Origin of the sequence: Micromonospora sp. NPDC048868, from assembly GCF_043198195.1 — a bacterium.
In the GTDB taxonomy this organism is placed as follows: domain Bacteria; phylum Actinomycetota; class Actinomycetes; order Mycobacteriales; family Micromonosporaceae; genus Micromonospora; species Micromonospora reichwaldensis.
This window is the reverse complement of the sequence record NZ_JBICUN010000015.1, coordinates 118,285-137,439: the sequence shown is the minus strand read 5'-3', so window position 1 is coordinate 137,439 and position 19,155 is coordinate 118,285. Positions and strand designations below refer to the sequence as shown.

Annotated in this window: 18 protein-coding genes and 2 pseudogenes; 8 read left to right on the top strand and 12 right to left on the bottom strand. The window is 74.6% G+C overall.

The window, feature by feature from the left end:
• Positions 1-40: 40 nt before the first annotated feature.
• Positions 41-697, top strand: coding sequence for a permease prefix domain 1-containing protein (locus tag ACGFNF_RS22370; protein ID WP_393170361.1), 657 nt, complete (start codon positions 41-43; stop codon positions 695-697).
• A 107-nt stretch (positions 698-804) separates the two neighbouring features.
• Here ACGFNF_RS22370 and ACGFNF_RS22365 read toward each other — a convergent pair whose 3' ends face one another.
• On the bottom strand, positions 805-1,146 hold the full coding sequence (locus tag ACGFNF_RS22365) for a PadR family transcriptional regulator (RefSeq protein ID WP_393170359.1): 342 nt from the start codon (positions 1,144-1,146) through the stop codon (positions 805-807).
• Positions 1,147-1,227: 81 nt separating this feature from the next.
• Here ACGFNF_RS22365 and ACGFNF_RS22360 point away from each other — a divergent pair, with 81 nt between their 5' ends.
• The 4 genes and pseudogenes from ACGFNF_RS22360 to ACGFNF_RS22345 all read left to right on the top strand — a co-directional run bounded on the left by ACGFNF_RS22360 (position 1,228) and on the right by ACGFNF_RS22345 (position 6,187).
• Complete coding sequence (locus ACGFNF_RS22360) at positions 1,228-2,211, top strand: DNA primase (protein ID WP_393170357.1); 984 nt, start codon at positions 1,228-1,230, stop codon at positions 2,209-2,211.
• Positions 2,212-2,251: 40 nt separating this feature from the next.
• A pseudogene (locus ACGFNF_RS22355) lies at positions 2,252-4,144 on the top strand (transposase); the annotation flags it as partial.
• Positions 4,145-4,288: 144 nt separating this feature from the next.
• Positions 4,289-4,834: pseudogene (locus ACGFNF_RS22350) on the top strand (transposase); the annotation flags it as partial.
• A 129-nt stretch (positions 4,835-4,963) separates the two neighbouring features.
• On the top strand, positions 4,964-6,187 hold the full coding sequence (locus tag ACGFNF_RS22345) for an ABC transporter substrate-binding protein (protein ID WP_357579977.1): 1,224 nt from the start codon (positions 4,964-4,966) through the stop codon (positions 6,185-6,187).
• Positions 6,188-6,262: 75 nt separating this feature from the next.
• Here ACGFNF_RS22345 and ACGFNF_RS22340 read toward each other — a convergent pair whose 3' ends face one another.
• The 4 genes from ACGFNF_RS22340 to ACGFNF_RS22325 form a co-directional block, all read right to left on the bottom strand.
• Positions 6,263-6,856 carry an ATP/GTP-binding protein gene (locus ACGFNF_RS22340; protein WP_132231432.1) on the bottom strand — a complete coding sequence of 198 codons (594 nt, stop codon included), beginning with the start codon at positions 6,854-6,856 and terminating at the stop codon, positions 6,263-6,265.
• A gap of 1 nt (position 6,857) precedes the next feature.
• Positions 6,858-7,235: a DUF742 domain-containing protein gene (locus tag ACGFNF_RS22335; protein ID WP_132232372.1), complete on the bottom strand. Its 378-nt coding sequence runs from the start codon at positions 7,233-7,235 to the stop codon at positions 6,858-6,860.
• Between the two features lie 95 nt (positions 7,236-7,330).
• Positions 7,331-7,735, bottom strand: coding sequence for a roadblock/LC7 domain-containing protein (locus tag ACGFNF_RS22330; protein ID WP_007455462.1), 405 nt, complete (start codon positions 7,733-7,735; stop codon positions 7,331-7,333).
• On the bottom strand, positions 7,732-11,256 hold the full coding sequence (locus ACGFNF_RS22325) for a nitrate- and nitrite sensing domain-containing protein (RefSeq protein WP_393170355.1): 3,525 nt from the start codon (positions 11,254-11,256) through the stop codon (positions 7,732-7,734). Before ACGFNF_RS22325 ends, ACGFNF_RS22330 begins: the two co-directional genes overlap by 4 nt.
• Positions 11,257-11,716: 460 nt before the next feature.
• Here ACGFNF_RS22325 and ACGFNF_RS22320 point away from each other — a divergent pair, with 460 nt between their 5' ends.
• On the top strand, positions 11,717-12,055 hold the full coding sequence (locus tag ACGFNF_RS22320) for a hypothetical protein (protein WP_311413734.1): 339 nt from the start codon (positions 11,717-11,719) through the stop codon (positions 12,053-12,055).
• A gap of 32 nt (positions 12,056-12,087) precedes the next feature.
• Here the strand turns inward: ACGFNF_RS22320 and ACGFNF_RS22315 are convergent, their stop codons facing one another.
• From ACGFNF_RS22315 to ACGFNF_RS22300, 4 genes are read right to left on the bottom strand one after another with little or no spacing between them, the layout of a single operon-like run.
• Positions 12,088-13,167 carry an adenosine deaminase gene (locus ACGFNF_RS22315; protein WP_132231438.1) on the bottom strand — a complete coding sequence of 360 codons (1,080 nt, stop codon included), beginning with the start codon at positions 13,165-13,167 and terminating at the stop codon, positions 12,088-12,090.
• Positions 13,168-13,223: 56 nt separating this feature from the next.
• Positions 13,224-13,637, bottom strand: coding sequence for a PPOX class F420-dependent oxidoreductase (locus ACGFNF_RS22310; RefSeq protein WP_357579975.1), 414 nt, complete (start codon positions 13,635-13,637; stop codon positions 13,224-13,226).
• Positions 13,634-14,203, bottom strand: a complete 570-nt coding sequence (locus ACGFNF_RS22305) for an NADPH-dependent FMN reductase (RefSeq protein ID WP_393170352.1) — start codon at positions 14,201-14,203, stop codon at positions 13,634-13,636. Before ACGFNF_RS22305 ends, ACGFNF_RS22310 begins: the two co-directional genes overlap by 4 nt.
• Positions 14,191-14,820 (bottom strand): YitT family protein, encoded by a 630-nt coding sequence (locus ACGFNF_RS22300; RefSeq protein ID WP_393170350.1) that lies wholly within the window; start codon positions 14,818-14,820, stop codon positions 14,191-14,193. Before ACGFNF_RS22300 ends, ACGFNF_RS22305 begins: the two co-directional genes overlap by 13 nt.
• Positions 14,821-14,879: 59 nt before the next feature.
• Between ACGFNF_RS22300 and ACGFNF_RS22295 the strand changes: the two genes are divergently transcribed.
• Both ACGFNF_RS22295 and ACGFNF_RS22290 read left to right on the top strand, forming a co-directional pair.
• Positions 14,880-15,344 carry a MarR family transcriptional regulator gene (locus ACGFNF_RS22295; protein ID WP_357579972.1) on the top strand — a complete coding sequence of 155 codons (465 nt, stop codon included), beginning with the start codon at positions 14,880-14,882 and terminating at the stop codon, positions 15,342-15,344.
• A gap of 4 nt (positions 15,345-15,348) precedes the next feature.
• Positions 15,349-16,227 (top strand): putative RNA methyltransferase, encoded by an 879-nt coding sequence (locus ACGFNF_RS22290; protein WP_393170348.1) that lies wholly within the window; start codon positions 15,349-15,351, stop codon positions 16,225-16,227.
• Positions 16,228-16,239: 12 nt separating this feature from the next.
• Here ACGFNF_RS22290 and ACGFNF_RS22285 read toward each other — a convergent pair whose 3' ends face one another.
• From ACGFNF_RS22285 to ACGFNF_RS22275, 3 genes are all read right to left on the bottom strand, one after another.
• Positions 16,240-16,920: a DUF4272 domain-containing protein gene (locus ACGFNF_RS22285; RefSeq protein WP_132231450.1), complete on the bottom strand. Its 681-nt coding sequence runs from the start codon at positions 16,918-16,920 to the stop codon at positions 16,240-16,242.
• 110 nt (positions 16,921-17,030) lie between these two features.
• Positions 17,031-18,311 carry a thymidine phosphorylase gene (locus ACGFNF_RS22280; RefSeq protein WP_393170345.1) on the bottom strand — a complete coding sequence of 427 codons (1,281 nt, stop codon included), beginning with the start codon at positions 18,309-18,311 and terminating at the stop codon, positions 17,031-17,033.
• Positions 18,312-18,447: 136 nt separating this feature from the next.
• Entirely contained in the window at positions 18,448-19,149 is a 702-nt protein-coding gene (locus tag ACGFNF_RS22275; RefSeq protein ID WP_311413725.1) for a cytidine deaminase, read from the bottom strand.
• Positions 19,150-19,155: the final 6 nt, after the last annotated feature.

The following is a 19,155-nucleotide window of genomic DNA, read 5'->3' as shown; positions in this document are numbered from 1 at the left end:
CCCGACGACGTCCGGCGGCGACCCGTGACAGGGTGGGGCCATGCGGGGCGAGGACGACGCGACGACGGTGGAGGAACGGCTGCGGGAGCTGGGCGCGCACCTGCGGGGGCCGCGCCGGCTCAAGTCCGACCTGCTGACCGAGGCACGGCACGGGCTGCTGGACGCCGTCGAGGCGTACCGGGCCGACGGGCTGCCGGCGACGGAGGCGCAGCGCCGGGCGGTGGCCGAGTTCGGCTCGCCGGCGCAGCTCGCCCCCGCCTACCAGGCGGAGCTGGCGGCGGGCGCGCTGCGCGGGCTGTCGCTGCGGGTCATCGCGCTCGCCACTGTCGCGTTCGTCGCCGGCGACCTCACCTGGCAGGGGTCGGGCTGGGGCGGCTCCCCGCCGCCGGCCGCCTACCAACTGCTGTCGGCGTCGGTGGGCTGGATCTGGGCGGCCGCGTTCGCGCTGGCCGCGACAGGGCTGCTGCCGGCCGGCCGGGCGGCGCTGCGCGGCGGCGCCGACCGGGCGGTGGGGGCGGCCCTCGTCGGGGTCCTCGCCCTCGGCGTACTGACCGGCTCGGCACTCTTCGCGTGGTCGATCGGCCTCTGGGACGACGCGCTCACCTGGCCGCCCATGATCATCGGCGCGGTGGTGGCCGCCGCCGGCTACCTCTGGCTCGGCCGGGCCGCCCGCACCTGGCTGCTCGCCGCCCGCTGATCCCCGCCACGGATCGGGCGCCCCGCCCGGGCCGGAGGGCCGCCGACCGTCCCGCACGGACGGAGGACGGACGAGGGACACCGGCCTGTCGCGCTGGCCGGTGCCCGTCAGGCCGGCGCCACCGGCGGGGTGTCGGTGTCGAGGAACCGGCCGACGGTGGAGCGGAACTCGCGCCACCCGGACCGCTCGCCGGCCAGCGCCCGCCGGCCCTCGTCGGTGAGTTGGTACGTCCGCCGTTCCCGCCCGTTGACGGTGCTCCAGGTGCTGGCCACGTGGCCGGCCCGCTCCAGCCGGCGCAGCGCGGGATAGATGGTGCCGGTCGGCAGGTCGAGCTGCCCGTCGCTGCGGTTGCGCAGCGCCTCGATGATCGCGTAGCCGTGCAGCGAACCCTGCTCGAGCACCGCGAGCAGCAGCGCGTCGAGGTGTCCGTGCAGCGCCTGGGCCTTCATGTGTAGCAACGCTACTTGTCGGCCGCCCGCTCCGCCACCGGGGTGCGGGCACCGGTCTCCCGGAGACGCCCACTAGGGTATGTGCCCAGAGTCACTCGCCGGCGGCGGACGCCGGCGGGCAACCCGAAGCACACGGAGGTCAGCGTGGCCCGCCAGTCGCCCCAACGGCCCGACGCCGACGAGCCCGAGCTCGACGACGCCGACGCCCCGGCCGAGTCCGGCACCGCAACCGTCTCGGCCGAGGCCGCCCGCGCCCTCTGGGACGAGCTGCGCATCGACCCGGTGGAGATCGCGCTGCCCGCCGGCACGGGCTACACCCTGCGGGCCTACCGGCCGGCGCGGGAGCTGACCCCGACCGACGTCACCGAGCGCGACCAGGACGACCCGTTCCTGGCCCGCCGCCAGGTCACGGAGGAGGACGACGATGACGACGACGAGGCCGTCGTCATCCTCGACGAGGAGGTCGCCCAGGAGTTCGCCGAGAGCGACGACGAGGAGGCCAAGGGCCGCCGCCGCGACGCGACCGACGACGAGGACGCCGAGACCGCCGCCGAGGACGACGAGGACGAGGCGGGCGACGAGGAGGTGCCGGTCTTCCTCACCCACCGTGGGAAGCTGCTGCTCTTCAAGACGCCCGAGTCGCTTGTCAGCTTCATCCGCTCCGGGGCGCCGAACGACCTGTCTCAACTGGACAGCTGGAATGAACTGTCCGAACGGGTGGAGCCGGCCGACATCGCGCCGCTCGACGAGGACGTCTACGAGCTCGACCTGGTGGTGGAGAACCTCCGCGGCGGGCACGACACCTGGGACTGGACGCTGCTCATCGAGGCCGGCGAGGTGGCCCGTGACCTGGCGTACGCGCTGCGGCTGCCCGCGGTGCTGGACATGCTCTCCGCCGGCTCCAGCCTCGACGACCTGGACGAGGCGCTGCGCGCCTCGGTCGACGGCGGCGTCGGCGGGTTCTTCGGTCGGCGCCGACTGAGGAAAATCGGGGCACAAACCGCAAGTCTGGGTTGGCGCACCATTGTCGGGAAGATCTCTGCGACCGTGGACTGGCGCGACTGACCCTTTACGGGGAGCATCAGTCTCTGGCAGTGAAAGCCTTGTGTCCCGGGAGGAGGACGACGCCGTGGCGCTCGTGCGCGTGTACTGCGGTCTGGCCTCGGCGGATCCGGCCGACCGACCGGTCTCGGCCGGTTCGACGCTGACGTCCGCTGTGGTCGACGACGCAGGCCGTCTGCTGCATGTCTGCGAGATCGGCGACGACCCCGCTGGCTACGCCCAGCTGGTCGCGCTGCTCGTGGAGCGGTCGGGCGGGCCGAGCGGTGCGGCCATCGCCGCCGACAGCGACGACCACACGGTCACCTCGCTGCTCAGCGCCGCCGGGCGTCCACTGGCGATCGCCGACGACGACTCCGTCGACGACTTCGCCGAGCGCTTCGCCGACGACGACTCCCTGGAGGAGATGCAGTCGCCCCCGGCCGAGCGGCGCGCCGTCGGCCTGGCCCGCGCCCTGCAGGCCGGCGCCCTCTCCGCCGTCACCCTCCCGGCCCCCCGGGACCTCGCCGGCTACAAGCAGGTCCTCGCCGCCCACGCCGCCCTGGCCAGCGGCCGGCACTCCGCCGCCGTCGCGCTGCGGGAGGTGCTCCGCGAGCTCTACCCGGCCGCGTTGCGGGCGTACCCGGACCCGGCCGAGCCGGTCTCGCTGGCCGTGCTGGACGCCCTGCCCGAGCCCGGCATGCTGAGCGGCACCGCGGGCCTCGGCGACGACGCCCCGGCCCCCGCCGAGGCGGTCACGGCGCGGCTCGCCGCCAACGGGGTCGCCGACGCCGACGAGCTCACCTCAGCGGTGACCGCCCTGCGGGTGGCCATCAGCGAGACGCCCCGACGCGCCACCGTCAACCGCGCCCTCACCTCCGCCGTGGCGGAGACCGTGCGACAGGCGGTCGCCTCCGTCCGGGCCTGCGACGCCGGCTGCCAGGCACTGGTGGGCGCGCTCAACGACCGGGTCGGCACGCCCGCCACCCCGGCCCCCGGCCGCCGCACCGCGATCCGGCACGGCGAACCGCTCGGCGACGCACCCGGCCTCGCCCCCACCGGCGGTGCCCTGTCCGGCCTCACCCCCGCCGGCAACGGCCTGCGCGCCCTCCGGCCCGCCGAGCCCGAGCCCGCCCCGGGCGGCGGCCGCCGCAGCCGGCCCGAGCCCGCCTCCGGCCCGACGCCACCCCCGGCCCCCCGGCCGCTCGGCCCACCGCCGGTCGCGCCGGCCCCCGTCAGCCCGCCGCCGGTCGCGCCGACGCCGATGACGCCGGCCGCGGTCGCCGGTCCCCCGGTCTCCGCGCCCCCGACGCGCCCCGGGTCGCTGCCCAGCCGGATCGACGGCCCGACCAACCGCCCGGTCTCCGCGCCGCCGCCTCCGCCGCCGGGCATCACCCCGATCGCGCCGGCGCAGCGCGGCACGGTGCCACCGGCCGAGGCGGGAGAGCCGTTCCGCCCCACCCTGACCACGGCGGCGATCCAGAGCGCCCGCGCGGAGCGCCAGCGCACCGTGATCCCGCCCCGCCCGAAGACCAACGGCGAGCCGGCCACGCCCACGGGCGGCTTCAGCGCCACCGACCTCAGCGTTCCCGTGCCCACGCCACGCCCCGGCCAGGAACCCGCCTCCCCGGCCGCCCGGGCGGAGTCCGCTCCCCCCGGCTCCCGGGCGAACTGGCCGCTGGTCAACAACCCGGAGGACCCGGCCGACAGTTCCGCCAAGAACCCTGTCGTCGGCTCCTACGGCGACCGCGGCGGGCGCGGCGTCGACGCCCCGACCGATCCGGGGGCGGAGCGCCGGGTCACCCCGCCCTGGCTGGCCGACGACCTGCCCCAGGAGCCGCCGGTGCTGCGGCTGGTCGAGCCCCCGCCGCTGGCGGACCGCGCGCTGCGCGACGGAACGGGCCCGGCCGCCGACGCCCAGCCCGAGACGCCCCCGCTGCGGCTTGTCGACCGCGAGGAGGCCGCCCGCAACGGCCGGCCCGCCCCCCGCGAGGAGCGGCCGCCGACCGAGTACCGGCCGGCGCCCCGCGACGAGCGGCCGGCAGCCGAATACCGACCGGCACTCCGCGACGAGCGGCCCGCACTCCGCGACGAGCGACCGGCGCCCCGCGACGAGCGGCCGGCAGCCGAGTACCGGCCGGCACCGCGTGACGAGCGGCCGGCGGCCGAGTACCGCCCGGCGCCCCCGATGGAGCGCCGCCCGCCGCCCGTGTCCGACGAGGGCGACGGCGACCTGCTGATCTTCGCCCAGGCCAAGTCCGCCTGGTTCGTGGGGCACGACGACGAGGCCGACCTGGAGTGGTCGACCACGGCCGACACCGGCTGGCAGGCGGCCGAGCAGGCCGCCCGCCCGGCGGTCGGCGCCGAGACCCCGGCGGGGCTGCCGAAGCGGGTCCCCCAGGCCAACCTCGTCCCCGGCTCACCGCTGCGGGACGAGCGACCCCTGCGGATCGTCCGCGACGCGGCGAGCCTCGCCGAGAACACCACCGGCTACTTCCGCGGCTGGCGCCGTGGACAGGAGATCGGCGGGTTCGCGGTCGGCGGCCGACCCGGCCGGGAGGCCGCCGGCGGCTGGGACTTCACCCGCGACACGGGCGACCGCGACGACGACCGGGAATACGAGTACCGCTCCGCCGGCTACCGTTCCTGACCGCCGGGAAACCGCCTCCCACCTGCGTGTTCCTGCCCACACCCGGATAATTTGACGCCACGTCGCGGCGGCCGGGAGCATACCGGCGGAACAGCCGGCGGCAGGGGTCGCCGGGTGGGAAGGCGACTCATGGCGACATCGGCGAACGGCCCCTCCGTGTTCACCCGTCGGGGGCTGCTGGCCGCGACGGCCGGCACGCTCCTGCTCAGCGCCTGCGGGCGCGGCGAGGCGGGCGAGGGCGATCGCGCCACGGCGGTCGCGCCGGGCGGTCAGGAACTGCTGGTCGGGGTCAGCCTGGAGCTGACCGGTCCCGGCGCCGCGCTCGGCGTCCTCCAGCAGCGGGCGCTGGAGATCACCCTCGAATCGCTGAACGCCAAGGGCGTACCGATCGGCAACCTCCGCCGCGCCGTACGGCTGGAGGTGCGGGACAACGCCGGCAACCCCGCGCTGGCGGCCCGGCAGGCCACCGCGCTGGCCCGCGACGGCGGCGTGCACGCCCTGGTCGGCGGCACCCTGGCCGAGACCTCGATGGCCCTGGCCGGGGTGGCGCAGAAGGAGCGGGTGCCGTTCCTCTCACTCGCCTTCGGCGACGGGATCGTGCTGCCGCTGGCGCAGCGGACGTACGTCTTCAAGATGACCCCGGACGCCGGCGACATGGCCCGACGGCTCGCCCGGCTCATCGCCTCGCAGCGGCTCTCCCGGGTGGCGCTGCTGGCCGCGGACGGCCTGCACGGCGACTCCGGCGTACGGGCCATGACAGGGGCCCTGCGGACGGCCGGGGTGGCCCTGGGCACCGCCACCCGGCTGCCCCGCACCGGCGCGGACCTCCGCCGGGCGGCCCGCGCGGCGACGGGCTCGCGCCCCGACGGGGTGGTGGTCTGGGCGACCGCCCCGGACTCGGCCGCCGCGGTCGGGGCGCTGCGCCGGGCCGGCTACGACGGACCGGTGTTCCTCGACGCGGGCGGGGTCGCCGAGCAGACCCTGGAGGGCGGGAACGCGGCCCTCCTGGAGGGCGCGTACGCCGTCCACCCGACCTCGCTGGGCGGAGCGATGCTCGCCAACACCACCATGTCGGCGCTGGACCGCAAGGAGTTCGTCTACCGCTACGTTCAGCTGCACGGCGGGTTCAGCGGCTTCGCCCCGTACGCGTCCGACGCGGTGCAGCTGATCGCCGACGCGGCGCGGCTGTCCACCAGCGTCGACCGTGGACGGATCCGGGCGTTCCTGCAGAACCAGGTCACCGAGGGGATGGCGGGGATGTACTCCTTCACCCCCATCCGGCACGGCGGCATGGACCAGGGCTCGCTGGGCGTCTACACCGTCAGCGCGGGTGCCTGGACGCGGGTCTCCTGACCTGGCCCCACCGGGGCGCGGGCAGCGACGAGCGCCCGGTGGCGGCCGAGGCCGTCACCGGGCGCGTCGCGGCGATCAGGCCGGCGCCACGGCGCGCGAGCGCCGCATGGTCAGCACGTACTCGACCAGCGAGATCAGCACGTGCTTCGTCGACTCCCGGTTACGGGCGTCGCAGGCCACCACCGGCACGTCGCCGGGGATCGCGAGCGCGTCCCGGACGTCCTGCGGGTCGTGGTACTGCATCCCGTCGAAGCAGTTGATGGCCACCAGGTACGGCAGCCGCCGGTGCTCGAAGAAGTCGATCGCCGCGAAGCAGTCGGCCAGCCGGCGGGTGTCCACCAGCACGACCGCGCCGATCGCACCGCGGACCAACTCGTCCCACATGAACCAGAACCGGGTCTGCCCCGGCGTACCGAACAGGTACAGGATCAGGTCACGGTCGATCGAGATGCGGCCGAAGTCCATCGCCACCGTGGTCGTCGTCTTGCCCGGCACCTGCCGGGTGTCGTCGACGCCCACGCCGGCGGAGGTCATGATGGCCTCGGTCGTCAGCGGCGTGATCTCCGAGACCGAGCCGACCAGCGTCGTCTTGCCGACGCCGAATCCACCGGCGATAACGATCTTCGCCGACGTCACGCGCCCACTCGGGGTCGGCGGGCGGTGCGACATGTCAGAGCCTGCGAAGTCCACTCAGCACCCTCTCCAGCAGTTCAGTGCCCACCGCGTCGTCCGAGTCGTCCAGGATGGTCGGCTCGTGGACCGCGACCAGGCCGTCCGTCGCCATGTCGGCGATGAGCACCCGGGCCACACCGAGCGGGAGCTGCATGCGCGCCGCGATCTCGGCGAGCGACTGCACACGTCCATCACACAGCGCAGCGATGTACTGGTGCTCGCGGCCCTGAGCGCCGTTGCCATTGGCAGCGGCGCGGCCGCGCACCGTCGTCTCGACGAGCGCCTCCAGCGCGATGTCGAGGCGGGGGCGGGTACGACCACGGGTAACGGCGTATGGACGGACCAACGCTCCGGTCGGTTCGTCACGATCGGCCATGTCGCCGCTCACCTCCCTCGCACCCGGCACCGGCTCCGGATGGAGCCGTCGTCGTTGTCGTTGTCACCCCGCCGACCTCACGGGTCAACGGGTCGTCAGCCCAGCATTCCCGCAGCCGCGCGTGGCTGCGGGGTCAACGCGTCGCCCACCCGGTCGACCAGCAGGGCCATCTCGTAGCCCACCTGTCCCACGTCGCTGCTGCGGGCGGCGAGCACCGCGAACGACGACCCGTCCGAGATGGACATCAGGAACAGGAAGCCATTGTCCATCTCCACCACTGTCTGCAGCACCGCGCCTCCCTCGAAGCAGCGGGCCGCGCCCTGGGTGAGGCTGACCAGGCCGGACGCGATCGCGGCCAGCTGATCGGCCCGGTCCCGCGGGAGGTCCCGTGACGACGCGAGGAGCAGTCCGTCCGCGGAGACGGCGACCGCGTGCGCGACACCGGGTACCCGATCGGCGAAGTTGGCCAGCAGCCAACCGAGATCCTGCGTAGTTGTCATCGTTCTTGCTCCTTCTGCCCGCTCCCGGCCATCGGGCCTGAGCCAGACTGCGAGGATTGCTGCCCTCCCGGAGTCGCCTCCGGGCTGGTCGGGTTGCTGTCCGACGGGTTCGTACGCCCCCGCTGCACGCCCCGATGGTAGGCCGAAAGCAGGCCTCGGACACCCTCCGGCGTACGCCGCTGCACCGCGGGGGCGGGCTTCTCCACCGCGCCGGGCACCAGTTGCGCCATCGGGGTGCGCTTGGGTAGACCGGTCGAGGTGGTCGCCGCGACGGGCACCTCGGTCGCCGCCGAGGCGGCGCGCCACCCGTCGTCGGCCGCGGTCTGCCAACCACCGGTCTGTTGCGAGGAGCGGCGGTGACCGAAGCTGTCGGCGAAGCCGGGGCGGGCACCCCCGTTGGCCGTCGGTCCGTTCTCGCGCGGCGCTCCTCCGGCCGCCGGAGTGTCTGCCATCGGTGCGTTACCTGTCGTCCCGGGTGGTGTCGGCTGCACGGCCCGACCGCTGGCGTCGACCCGGGCGAACTGCTGGGTCGGTGCACCGTTGGTCGGCGTCTTCTCGGCGGCCGGCGCCGCCTCATCCGGCCCCGGGCGGCGGGTACGGAACCAGGCCGACTCGAGCTCCCGGAAGATCGGCAGCTCCATCGTCTCGTCCGCGTACCGCTGCGGGGTCTGGGCCGGCGGCGTGGTCGGCCGCGCCTGCGGGACGGCCGGTGCCGACCGCTCCGCCGGCGCGGGAGCCTGGGCCGGCGCGCCGGAGCGCGGCACCCGCGGCAGTTCGGTCGTCATGTCCAGCGCGGCGGCCAGCCGCTCGGGCACCGGCGGGGTCGCCACGTCCCGGTCGGCACCGGCGACCGGCGGCCAGGCGGGCGGCGCCGGCGTGCCGGGGGCCGGGCGCTGCGGCAGCGGGCCGGTCGACGGCGGCGAGTACGGCGGGCCGGAGTACGGCGCGGCCGAGACCGGCGGGCCGGAGTACGGGTGGCCGGAGACGGGTGACGCCGAGACCGGCATGCCGGAGACCGGCGGGCCGGACACCGGCGGCGCGGAGTAGGGAACCGGCGGGGTCGACACCGGCGGGCCCGCGTAGGGCACGGGCGGCGCGGAGACCGGCGGGACGGAGTACGGCCGGGCCTCGGGGCTGCTGGGCAGCTGCCGGGGGACGGCCTGCTGCTGGCCCGTGGCGTCCTGGTCGTCGGTCGACCGGCGCTGCGGCAGCGCGTCGATCGGCTCGCCGTTCGACGTGCGCGGCCGGAATGCCTCGCCGCCGTTGAAGCCGCTGGCGCCGGTCAGGTCCGACCAGGCCGGCATGGACCGCGTCGAGCCGGCCGAGGCCGGCGTGCCGGCCCCGTTGCGCGGCGCCGGATCGAACGGCCGGCCGCCCAGGGTGACCTGGTTGCCGGACTCGCCGGGGCGCTGCGTGGGCATCGGGTTGGCCGGGCCGTTGCCGAGCGCCGGCAGCGCGCCGAAGGCGGGGGCCGGGCCGTGCGACTGCGGGCCGGGCGCCGGCAGCGCGGGCGACGACTGCGGGCGGCCGGAGAGCGCCCGGGGCACGAGCACCGAGGTCGGCATGACCACCTCGGCGACGGTCCCCCGGTCGGTGCCCGGACGCAGCTCGACCTTGACGCCGTGCCGGGACGCCAGCCGGGCGACCACGACCAGGCCCATCATCCGCGAGACGGCCACATCGACCTGCGGCGGCGTGGCGAGCCGCTCGTTGAGGTCGTGGAGCTGGTCAGGGCTGATCCCGATGCCCCGGTCCTCCACGTAGAGCGACGCGCGGTCGCCGACGCGCCGGGCCTCCACCATGACGTGCGAGTCCGGCGGCGAGAAGGCGGTGGCGTTGTCGAACAGCTCGGCGACCAGGTGGACCAGGTCGTTGACGGCGTGCGCCGCGACCTCGATGTCCCGGTCGATCACCCCGAACTCGATCCGGGTGTAGTGCTCGACCTCGGACTGGGCCGCCCGGAGCACGTCGATCAGCGCGGCCGGCTGCCGCTGCACGCGGGTGGAGTCGGCGCCGGCGAGCACCAGGAGGTTCTCGTCGTTACGGCGCATCCGGGTCGCCAGGTGGTCGAGCTGGAACAGCTCGGCCAGCCGGTCCGGGTCCTCCTCGCCGCGCTCCAGCCGGTCGAGGTGACCGATCAGGCGGTCGACCAGGATCTGCGAGCGGCGGGCCAGGTTGACGAACATCGTCGCGACGGACGCGCGCAGCGCGGCCTGCTCGGCGGCGGTGCGGACGGCCTCCAGGTGGACCGCGTTGAACGCCTCGGTCACCTGGCCGAACTCGTCCTTGCTGCGCACCGGCAGCGGCTCGGCGATCTGGTTGGCGAGCTGCACCGGGGAGAGCTGGCCGGTCACCTTGGGGTCGCGCAGCCGGGCCACGGCCTGGGGCAGGCCGTACTGGGCGATGGAGAGTGCGCCCTGGCGCAGGTCGCGCAGGGAGCGGGCCATCGAGCGGGCGACCAGGTAGGCGAAGAGGATCGCCAGGAGCAGCATGCTGAGCAGCAGGCCGGTCTCCAGGAACACCTGGCGCTGCACGTCGGAGCGGAGGTTCTCCGCGCCCGCGACGACCTCGCGGTCGATCTTCGCCTCGACCGTACGGATCAGCTTGGCGTTGGCCACCATCGCCGCGTCCCACTGGTCGGCGTCGAACGGGGCGCCGGTCAGGGTGTCGGCGGTGGTGATGCCGTTGAGCCAACTGTTGTAGGTGTTCGCCTCGCGCAGGTCGGGGCCGGCGACCACCTGGGCGTAGTACTCCTGCTCGGGCTGGCTGGCCACCACCTGGAAGCTCTGCAGCCACTGGCTGGAGCCGGTGCTGGTGGCGATGTACTCGTTGCGCAGGTTCGGGGTGAGCCGCTGTTGGATGAACGCCCGGTGCACCACGTCGCGGCGGCGGGAGAGGAACTCCTTGTTCCGGGCGGTGGCGGTCGATGCGCGCATCTTGTCGCTGAGCTCGTTGTCGCCGGCGAGCTGGGTGGCCGAGTCGCGGATGCTGATCAGGTCGTCGATCAGGCCGTCGTAGGCCTGCATGGCCGGGACGAGCCCGAGCTTGCCGTTGAAGACCTGGCTGCGGGTGCCGGGCAGGTCGGTCAGGGTCTGGTCGATCTCGCCCAGCAGGCCGTCGAGGTTGGCCGGGAGGTCCTCGACCTCGGCCCGCTGCTGGGAGTACCGCCCCTTGGCCTCGTCGACCTGCTTGTTGGCCTGCTCGTACGCCTGCTTGTAGCGGGCGTTGTCCTGGCCGCGCGGGACGCCCAGCAGGCGCAGCGCGTTGGTCCGCTCGTTCTGGAGGTCGTCGACCAGGTCGCCCGAGTAGCCGACGAGGTTGGCCAGGTCGCCGGCCCGGTTGGCGTTGTTGAGGGTCTCCAGGTGGTCGACCAGACCGCTGGTGCCCACGACCACCGTGGCGATGGTCGGCACGATCATGATGAGGCCGAGCTTGGACCAGATCGGCATGTCGCGGAACCGACCGGCCGGCCGGCGCAGACGCGACAGGAAGGAGCCCGCCGGCTTTGGCCGTTTGCTCACGTCACCGCCCTCGCGATTTCTGGATCCGCATTGCCCCTGGACAAGGACCAGCGGCCGACCCTGCGGGCCGGACCATCCGAGATTCCATCACGCTACCTGCCAAAGAGAAAGCCCAGGTTGGCCGCAGCCAGCGGTGTGATGAGATGTTGATGCAATTTGATAGCAATCCGTCTGGCCGGAGTCACTGAAAGTAATGAAGCAGCCTCATCGCGTTGTCCTGCTCGCCGGTCCTTCCGGGTCCGGAAAGTCGTACATAGCGCAGCGAACCGGTCTTCCGGTGCTCTGCCTGGACGACTTCTACAAGAACGGTGACGACCCTACGTTGCCGCGACGAAACGGCCTGGTGGATTGGGAGTCCCCCCGCTCCTGGGACGCTGCGGCGGCCGTGGAGACGATTGCCCGACTGGCCAGGGAGGGCAAGGCCGATGTGCCGGTTTATGCGATCGGTGCGGACCGTCGGGTGTCCACCCGGCCATTCGAGGTCGCCGGTTCGCCACTTTTCGTGGCCGAAGGGATCTTCGCTGCCGAGATCGTCGAGGAGTGCCGCCGGAGAGGGGTCCTGGCCGGGGCTTACGCCCTGCGGCGCCCCCGGGGGGCGACCTTCGTCCGCCGGCTGGCGCGCGACCTCGCCGAGCAGCGCAAGGCGCCCGGGGTGCTGGTGCGCCGCGGCCTGGCGCTGCTGCGCGCCGAGCCGGCGGTGCTGCGGCGGCAGACCGGCCTGGGCGCCGAAGCGGCCCGGGCGGGCGAGGTGCTGCGCGCGGTGGCCGGCCTGCTCGCCGGCCACCCGCACCGCACCTGACCGGGCCGCCGGAACGCGGCGGCCCGCCGTGGTCAGCCCAGCAGCTTGCCGTACGCGGGCTTGATCACCTCATCGATGATCTTCAGCCGCTCGTCGAACGGGATGAAGGCGCTCTTCATGGCGTTGATGGTGAACCACTGGAGCTCCTTCCAGCCGTAGCCGAAGGCGTCCACCAGCAGGGCCATCTCCCGGGACATCGACGTGCCGCTCATCAGCCGGTTGTCGGTGTTCACCGTCGCCCGGAACCGCAGGTCCCGCAGCAGCCCGATCGGGTGCTCGGCGATCGAGGGAGCGGCGCCGGTCTGCACGTTCGAGGACGGGCACAGCTCCAGCGGGATCCGCTTGTCCCGCACGTACGCGGCCAGCCGGCCGAGCACGGGCTCCGGGCCGGGCGTGATGTCGTCCACGATCCGCACCCCGTGGCCGAGCCGGTCCGCCCCGCACCACTGGATCGCCTGCCAGATCGACGGCAGGCCGAACGCCTCGCCGGCGTGGATGGTGAAGTGGAAGTTCTCCCGCTGGAGGTACTCGAAGGCGTCCAGGTGCCGGGTGGGCGGGAAGCCCGCCTCGGCGCCGGCGATGTCGAAGCCGACCACCCCGGCGTCCCGGTGCCGGACGGCCAGCTCGGCGATCTCCTGCGACCGGGCGGCGTGCCGCATCGCGGTGAGCAGCGTGCCGACCCGGATCTGCCGGCCCTCCTCGGCGGCCAGCGCGGTGCCCTCGACGAAGCCGGCCAGCACCGCCTCGACCACCTCGTCCAGGGTGAGGTCCCGCTCCAGGTGCTGCTCGGGGGCGAACCGCACCTCGGCGTAGACCACCCCGTCGGCGGCCAGGTCCTGGGCGCACTCCCGGGCCACCCGGCGCAGCGCCGACGCGGTCTGCATGACGGCGACGGTGTGCGCGAACGTCTCGAGGTAGCGCTCCAGGGAGCCGGAGTCGGCCGCCTCGACGAACCAGCGGCCGAGCGCCTCGGGGTCGGTGGTGGGCAGTTCGTGCCCCACCTCGGCGGCCAGTTCGACGATCGTCGCCGGCCGCAGGCCGCCGTCGAGGTGATCGTGCAGCAGCGCCTTCGGGACCTTGACGATGTCCTCGTAACGGATTGTCGCGACCATGCTCAGACCCTAGTCGGCCGCACGGGAAGCGGCCGACGGGACCGGCCGGGATCCGGTCAGGGACGCCAGCCGTACAGCCGCTCGACGGTGAGCCGGAGCACCAGCCGGCCGTCGGCGACCATGGCCGCCCGGTAGTCCGCCCAGTCGGGGTGCTCGCCGCGGATGCGCCGGTAGACCTCGACCAGCTCCTCGACGGTGGCGTCACCGGGCGCCGCCGCGGGCGGGGTGAGCGTGACCACGCCCTCCGCGACCGCGTAGGCCCCGCCGTCGGCGGTGGTGACGTGCAGGCTGGCCCGCGGGTCGCGGCGCAGGTTGCGTACCTTGGCCCGGCCGTCGGTGGTGGAGCAGCGGATCAGGCCGGGCTCGGCGAGGAAGTCGAGGTTGGACAGCTGGGGCCGGCCGTCGCGGCGCAGGGTCACCAGCACGCCCCGGCCGCGCTCGCCGAACAGCTCCCACAGCCGGGCGGTCACGCCGTCACCCGCAGCGGGGCGAGGGCGGCGGTGAGCCGGGCCAGCTCGTCGAGCAGCACCGTGGCGGCGGCGTCGCGCTCCGGGTCCGGCACGAGCTCCCCCGTGTCGTCGAGCGCCTGCCGCAGGAACACGGTCACCGCCTCGTTGGCCGGCATCATCTTGAGGGTGGTCACCACCTGTTTGATCATCTGGACCGCGCGCAGGCCGCCGGAGGTCATGCCGTAGCTGACGAAGCCGACCGGCTTGTACTGCCACTCCGTGTAGAGGTAGTCGATCGCGTTCTTCAACGGCGCGCTGAAGCCGTAGTTGTACTCCGGCATGACGAAGACGAAGGCGTCGGAGGCGGCGACGGTGGCGCTCCACTTTCGGGTGTGCTCGTGCAGGTAGCGACCCTCGGAGGGGTGGTGCGGCTCGTCGTGGAAGGGCAGGCCCACCTCGGCGAGGTCGACGAGGCGTACGTCGTCGAAGGCGTCGTACGCGGCGGCGAGGGTGGTGAACCAGTCGCCGATCCGGCGGCCCACGCGGCCGGGCCGGGTGCTGGCGACGATGACGGTCAGGCGGGGCATGGCGAGGTCGCTCCTGTGGTGACGGGCCGGCCCGGGGCCGGCACGGTGAACTTCGGGATGAGGTGCTCCGCCAGCGGGCCGATGCTGACGGCGAAGAGGAGGGTCCCGGGGCCGACGGTGCCGCCGAGCGCCCAGCCGAGGGCGAGCACGCCGAGCTCGATGGCCGTGCGTACCCGCCCGATCGGCAGGCCGCGGGCGGCCAGCCCGGTCATCAGGCCGTCGCGCGGCCCGGGACCGAGGCGGGCCCCGAGGTAGAGGGCCGTGGCGAGCCCGTTGAGCAGGATGCCGACGACCAGCAGGCCGACCCGGCCGGCGACCGCGGCCACGGGCGGCAGGACGGCGAGCGCGACGTCGGCCGCGACGCCGACCACCACCGCGTTCGCGATGGTGCCGACGCCGGGGCGCTGCCGGAGCGGGATCCAGAGCAGCAGCACGGCGAGGGCGACCAGGTTCACCACCTGTCCGAGGGGGAGCCCGGTCCGCGCGGCGAGGCCCTGGTGCAGCACGTCCCAGGACGCGAGGCCCAGGTCGGCGCGGACCAGCAGGGCCACGCTGACGCCGAACAGCACGAGGCCGCCCAGCAGGCGGGCCAGCCGGCCCGGCAATCTGGTTGACATGTCACTCACCCTAGGAGGCGAGTTGATGACATGTCAACCAGATGGCTAGGATGATCGGCATGGCACAACCACGCTGGCTGGACGAGCGCGAGCAGAGCGCCTGGCGGGGCTATCGGCGGATGCGCCGCCTGCTCGACCTGGAGCTGGCCCGCGAGCTGATGCGCGACGCCGGGCTCTCCGAGCCCGACTACGACGTGCTCTCCGACCTCTCGGAGACACCCGACCAGCGGCTGCGGCTCAGCGAGCTGGCCGACCGGATGCTCTGGTCGCGCAGCCGGCTCTCCCACCACCTCACCCGCATGCAGCAGCGCGGCCTCGTCGCCCGCGAGGAGTGCGCCTCGGACGGGCGCGGCGCGGTCGTCGTACTCACCGCCGAGGGCCGGCGCGCCATCGAGGCAGCCGCCCCCGGCCACGTGGCGGCCGTCCGTCGGCACCTCATCGACCTGCTGACCCCCGACGAGGTCGCCGCGCTGGACGCGCTCACCCACCGGGTGGTCGACCACCTCACCCGACCCGGAGAATGAGCCGGTGGACCCCCGCATCGTGGACCGGCTCCGCTGCCCGGTCTGCGCCGAGCCGCTGACCGAAATCGCCACCGGCGGCGCCCGCGCGCTGCGCTGCCCGCGCCGGCACAGCTTCGACCTGGCCCGCCAGGGCTACGTCAACCTGCTCGCCGGCCGCGCCCCGCACGCCGGGGACACCGCCGAGATGGTGGCCGCCCGCGCCGACTTCCTCGCCGCCGGCCACTACGACCCCATCTCGGCCGCCCTCGCCGCCGCCGCGGCCCAGGCCGTACGGCACGTCGCCGAGGCGCGCGCCGACGTGGCGTACCCCCTGGTGGTGGACGCCGGGGCGGGGACGGGCCGGCACCTCGCGGCGGTGCTGGCGGCGCTGCCGGACGCGGCGGGTCTCGCCCTCGACGTGTCGAAGCCGGCGCTGCGCCGGGCCGCCCGGGCGCACCCGCGCGCGGCGGCGGCGCTCGCCGACACCTGGCAGCGACTGCCCCTGGCCGACGCCGGCACGGCCGTGCTGCTGAACGTCTTCGCGCCGCGCAACGGCGCGGAGTTCCACCGGGTCCTCGACCCGGCCGGCGCGCTGCTGGTGGTCACGCCGGCCGAGGACCACCTCACCGAACTGGTCGGCGCCCTCGGCCTGCTGCGGGTGGACCCGGCCAAGGCCGACCGGGTCGCCGAGAGCCTGGGCGGGCACTTCACCCCGGGGGCGTCCACCCTGCACCGGCGGGAGCTGGCGCTGACCGGCCCGGAGGTCGCGACGCTGGTCGGGATGGGCCCCAGCGCCTGGCACACCGACCCGGCCGGGCTCGCCGCCCGGGTCGCCGCCCTCACCGAGCCGGTCCGGGTGACCGTCGCGGTACGCCTCACCACCTGGCACCCGACTCAGGTGTAAGGCAGGCCCGCGTCAGGTGGAGAGGTCGACCTCTTCCCAGCCGGGGGGCTCGTCGTGGTACGGCCCGCGCAGCATCACCGCCCACTCCAGGGCCCACCGGCGCTGGCCGATGGCGTTCGCGTCCACCAGCCCCGGCGGCGTACGGCCGGCCCGTTCCGTCTCCAGGTAGGCCCAGTCCAGGCAGTAGTGCAGGTCCAGCAGGGCGGCCGCGTCGGCGGGGTGCTGCGGGGCGGTGAGGATCCGGGCCCGCCAGTGGCCGAAGGTCTCCCCGTCGTGGATGTGCGGCATCCGCTCGACCAGCCGCTCGTCGACCGGCAGCGTCGGGTCGAGCTGCTTGGTCAGGCCGAGCACCCAGGCCAGCGCGAAGAGCGCGTCGTGGTGCAGCACGAACGACCGGTGGTCGCCCTTGCCACCGGTCACGAACTGGAACTCCGGCGGCGTGACCATCTCGACCAGGTGCGAGGCGAGCAGCCAGCTCATCGCCGACTGCGGCGGCATCCCGAAGCAGCGGGCCAGGATCAGGTGCAGCACCGCGATGCGGGCCTCGATCTCCACGGTGGGACGGAGCTCGATCTGGTCGCCGGGCTCCCACACGAGCGGGAACTGGGCGGGCGGCAGCGGGAGGCCCAGCCGGGACAGCTCGTCCAGGCTCGCCTCACGCACCTCCCGTGGATCGGGGGCAGGTACGGTCACGGCGAAAGTTCCTGTCTGCTCGCGACGACTCGGCGCCGGTTGTCCCCCCTGGCCAGGGAGGATAGCGGTCCGAGCGGGCCGGCACCATGCCGCCCCGGGGACCGCCGCGCTCAGCCGATCCGCTCGATGACCAGCGGCGTCGCGGCGGGCGCGGTCGGCGCGATCCGTACCGCCCGCGCGGCGTCGTCCCGGGCCGCCGGGATCCGGGCGGCGTCCTCCGCCCGCAGTTCGAAGAGGACGTCGCCCGCCCGCACCGGGTCGCCCGGACGCCGGTGCAGCACGACCCCCGCCGGCACGCTGACCGGGTCCTCCTTGCGGGCCCGCCCGGCGCCGAGCCGCCAGGCCGCCACCCCCATGTCGTACGCGTCGATCGCCGCGACGAAGCCGTCCGTGTCCGCGCGCACCACCTCGACCTCGTTCGCGGTCGGCATCGGGGCGTCCGGGTCGCCGCCCTGGGCGCGGATCATCGCCCGCCAGGAATCCATCGCCCGGCCGTCGCGCAGGGCCGCCGCCGGGTCGACGTCCGGCAGCCCGGCCGCGTCGAGCATCTCGCGGGCCAGCGCCAGGGTCAGCTCGACCACGTCGGCGGGACCGCCCCCGGCGAGCACCTCGACGGACTCGGTCACCTCGACGGCATTGCCGATGGCCAGGCCCAGCGGGGTGGACATGTCGGTGAGCAGGGCGACGGTCCGTACGCCGTGCGCGCCGCCCAGCTCGACCATCGTCCGGGCCAGCTCGCGGGCCTGCTCGACGGACTTCATGAACGCGCCCGAGCCGACCTTCACGTCGAGCACCAGCGCGCCGGTGCCCTCCGCGATCTTCTTGCTCATGATCGAGCTGGCGATCAGCGGGATGGCCTCGACGGTCCCGGTCACGTCGCGCAGCGCGTACAGCTTGCGGTCGGCGGGCGCGAGCCCCGCGCCGGCCGCGCAGATCACCGCGCCGACGTCCCGGAGCTGGGCGGTGAACTCGTCGTTGCCCAGCGCGGCCCGCCAGCCCGGGATCGACTCCAGCTTGTCCAGCGTGCCGCCGGTGTGCCCGAGGCCCCGGCCGCTGAGCTGCGGCACGGCGGCGCCACACGCGGCGACCAGCGGGGTGAGCGGCAGGGTGATCTTGTCACCGACGCCGCCGGTGGAGTGCTTGTCGACGGTCGGCCGGTCGACGGCGGAGAGGTCGAGCCGCTCCCCGCTGGCGATCATCGCGGCGGTCCACCGGGCGATCTCCGGCCCGGTCATGCCGCGTAGCAGGATCGCCATGGCCAGCGCCGACATCTGCTCGTCGGCGACCACCCCCCGGGTGTACGCGTCCACCACCCAGTCGATCTGCGCGTCGGAGAGCACCCCCCCGTCCCGCTTGACCCGAATGACGTCAACCGCCGTGAAAGCACTCATCACAAAAGATCTTCCTAGTCGTATGCAGATACCGGCACGCGGACCGCGACCACCGAGGGATCGGGCCGACCGTGCCCGGCGGAGGGATCAAGCCTGACCGCCCGGAGCCGGGCACGGTCGGCCCGATCCCCAAAGCTCAACCCCAGCGAACCGGGATCTCCATCGGCGGCTCACCCTCGCCGGCCCAGAAGATCGCCCCCGAGGCGTCCACGACCACCACCCGGGGCGTACGGGCGAGGCCCCAGGTGATCGCCTCCGCCGGCTCGTCCCAGCTCGGGCCCTCCTCCAGCACGCCGGTCTCGGCGCCGTCGTCGTCGCCCGCGGACCGTTCCCAGTAGGCGGTCCAGACCTGCTGGCCGGCGGAGAGGTCGGGGTGCACGAAGACCGTGCCGCGCCCGCGCCAGGCGGCCAGCCGCTCCGGCACCACGGGCACCGGGGCCTCCCCCGTCACGGCCTCCAGGTCGGTCACGTCGAAGGCGTGCGGCAGCAGCTCGGCCATCCGCAGCGGGCCGCCCCTCGCCTCGATGAGGCACTCCGGGCCGCCCTGCTCCCAGAGCAGCTGGCGGCACCGGCCGCACGGCATCAGCGGCTCGCCGGTGGCGTCGACGCAGGACAGGGCCACGATCCGGCCGCCGCCGGTGGCGTGCAGCGAGGAGACCACGCCGCACTCGGCGCAGAGCACCACGCCGTACGCGGCGTTCTCCACGTTGCAGCCGACCACCACCCGGCCGTCGTCCACCAGGGCGGCGGCCCCGACCGGGAACTTCGAGTACGGCACGTACGCGTGCCGCATCACCTCGGTGGCGGCGGCCCGCAGCCGCTCCCAGTCGATCTCCATGTGGTA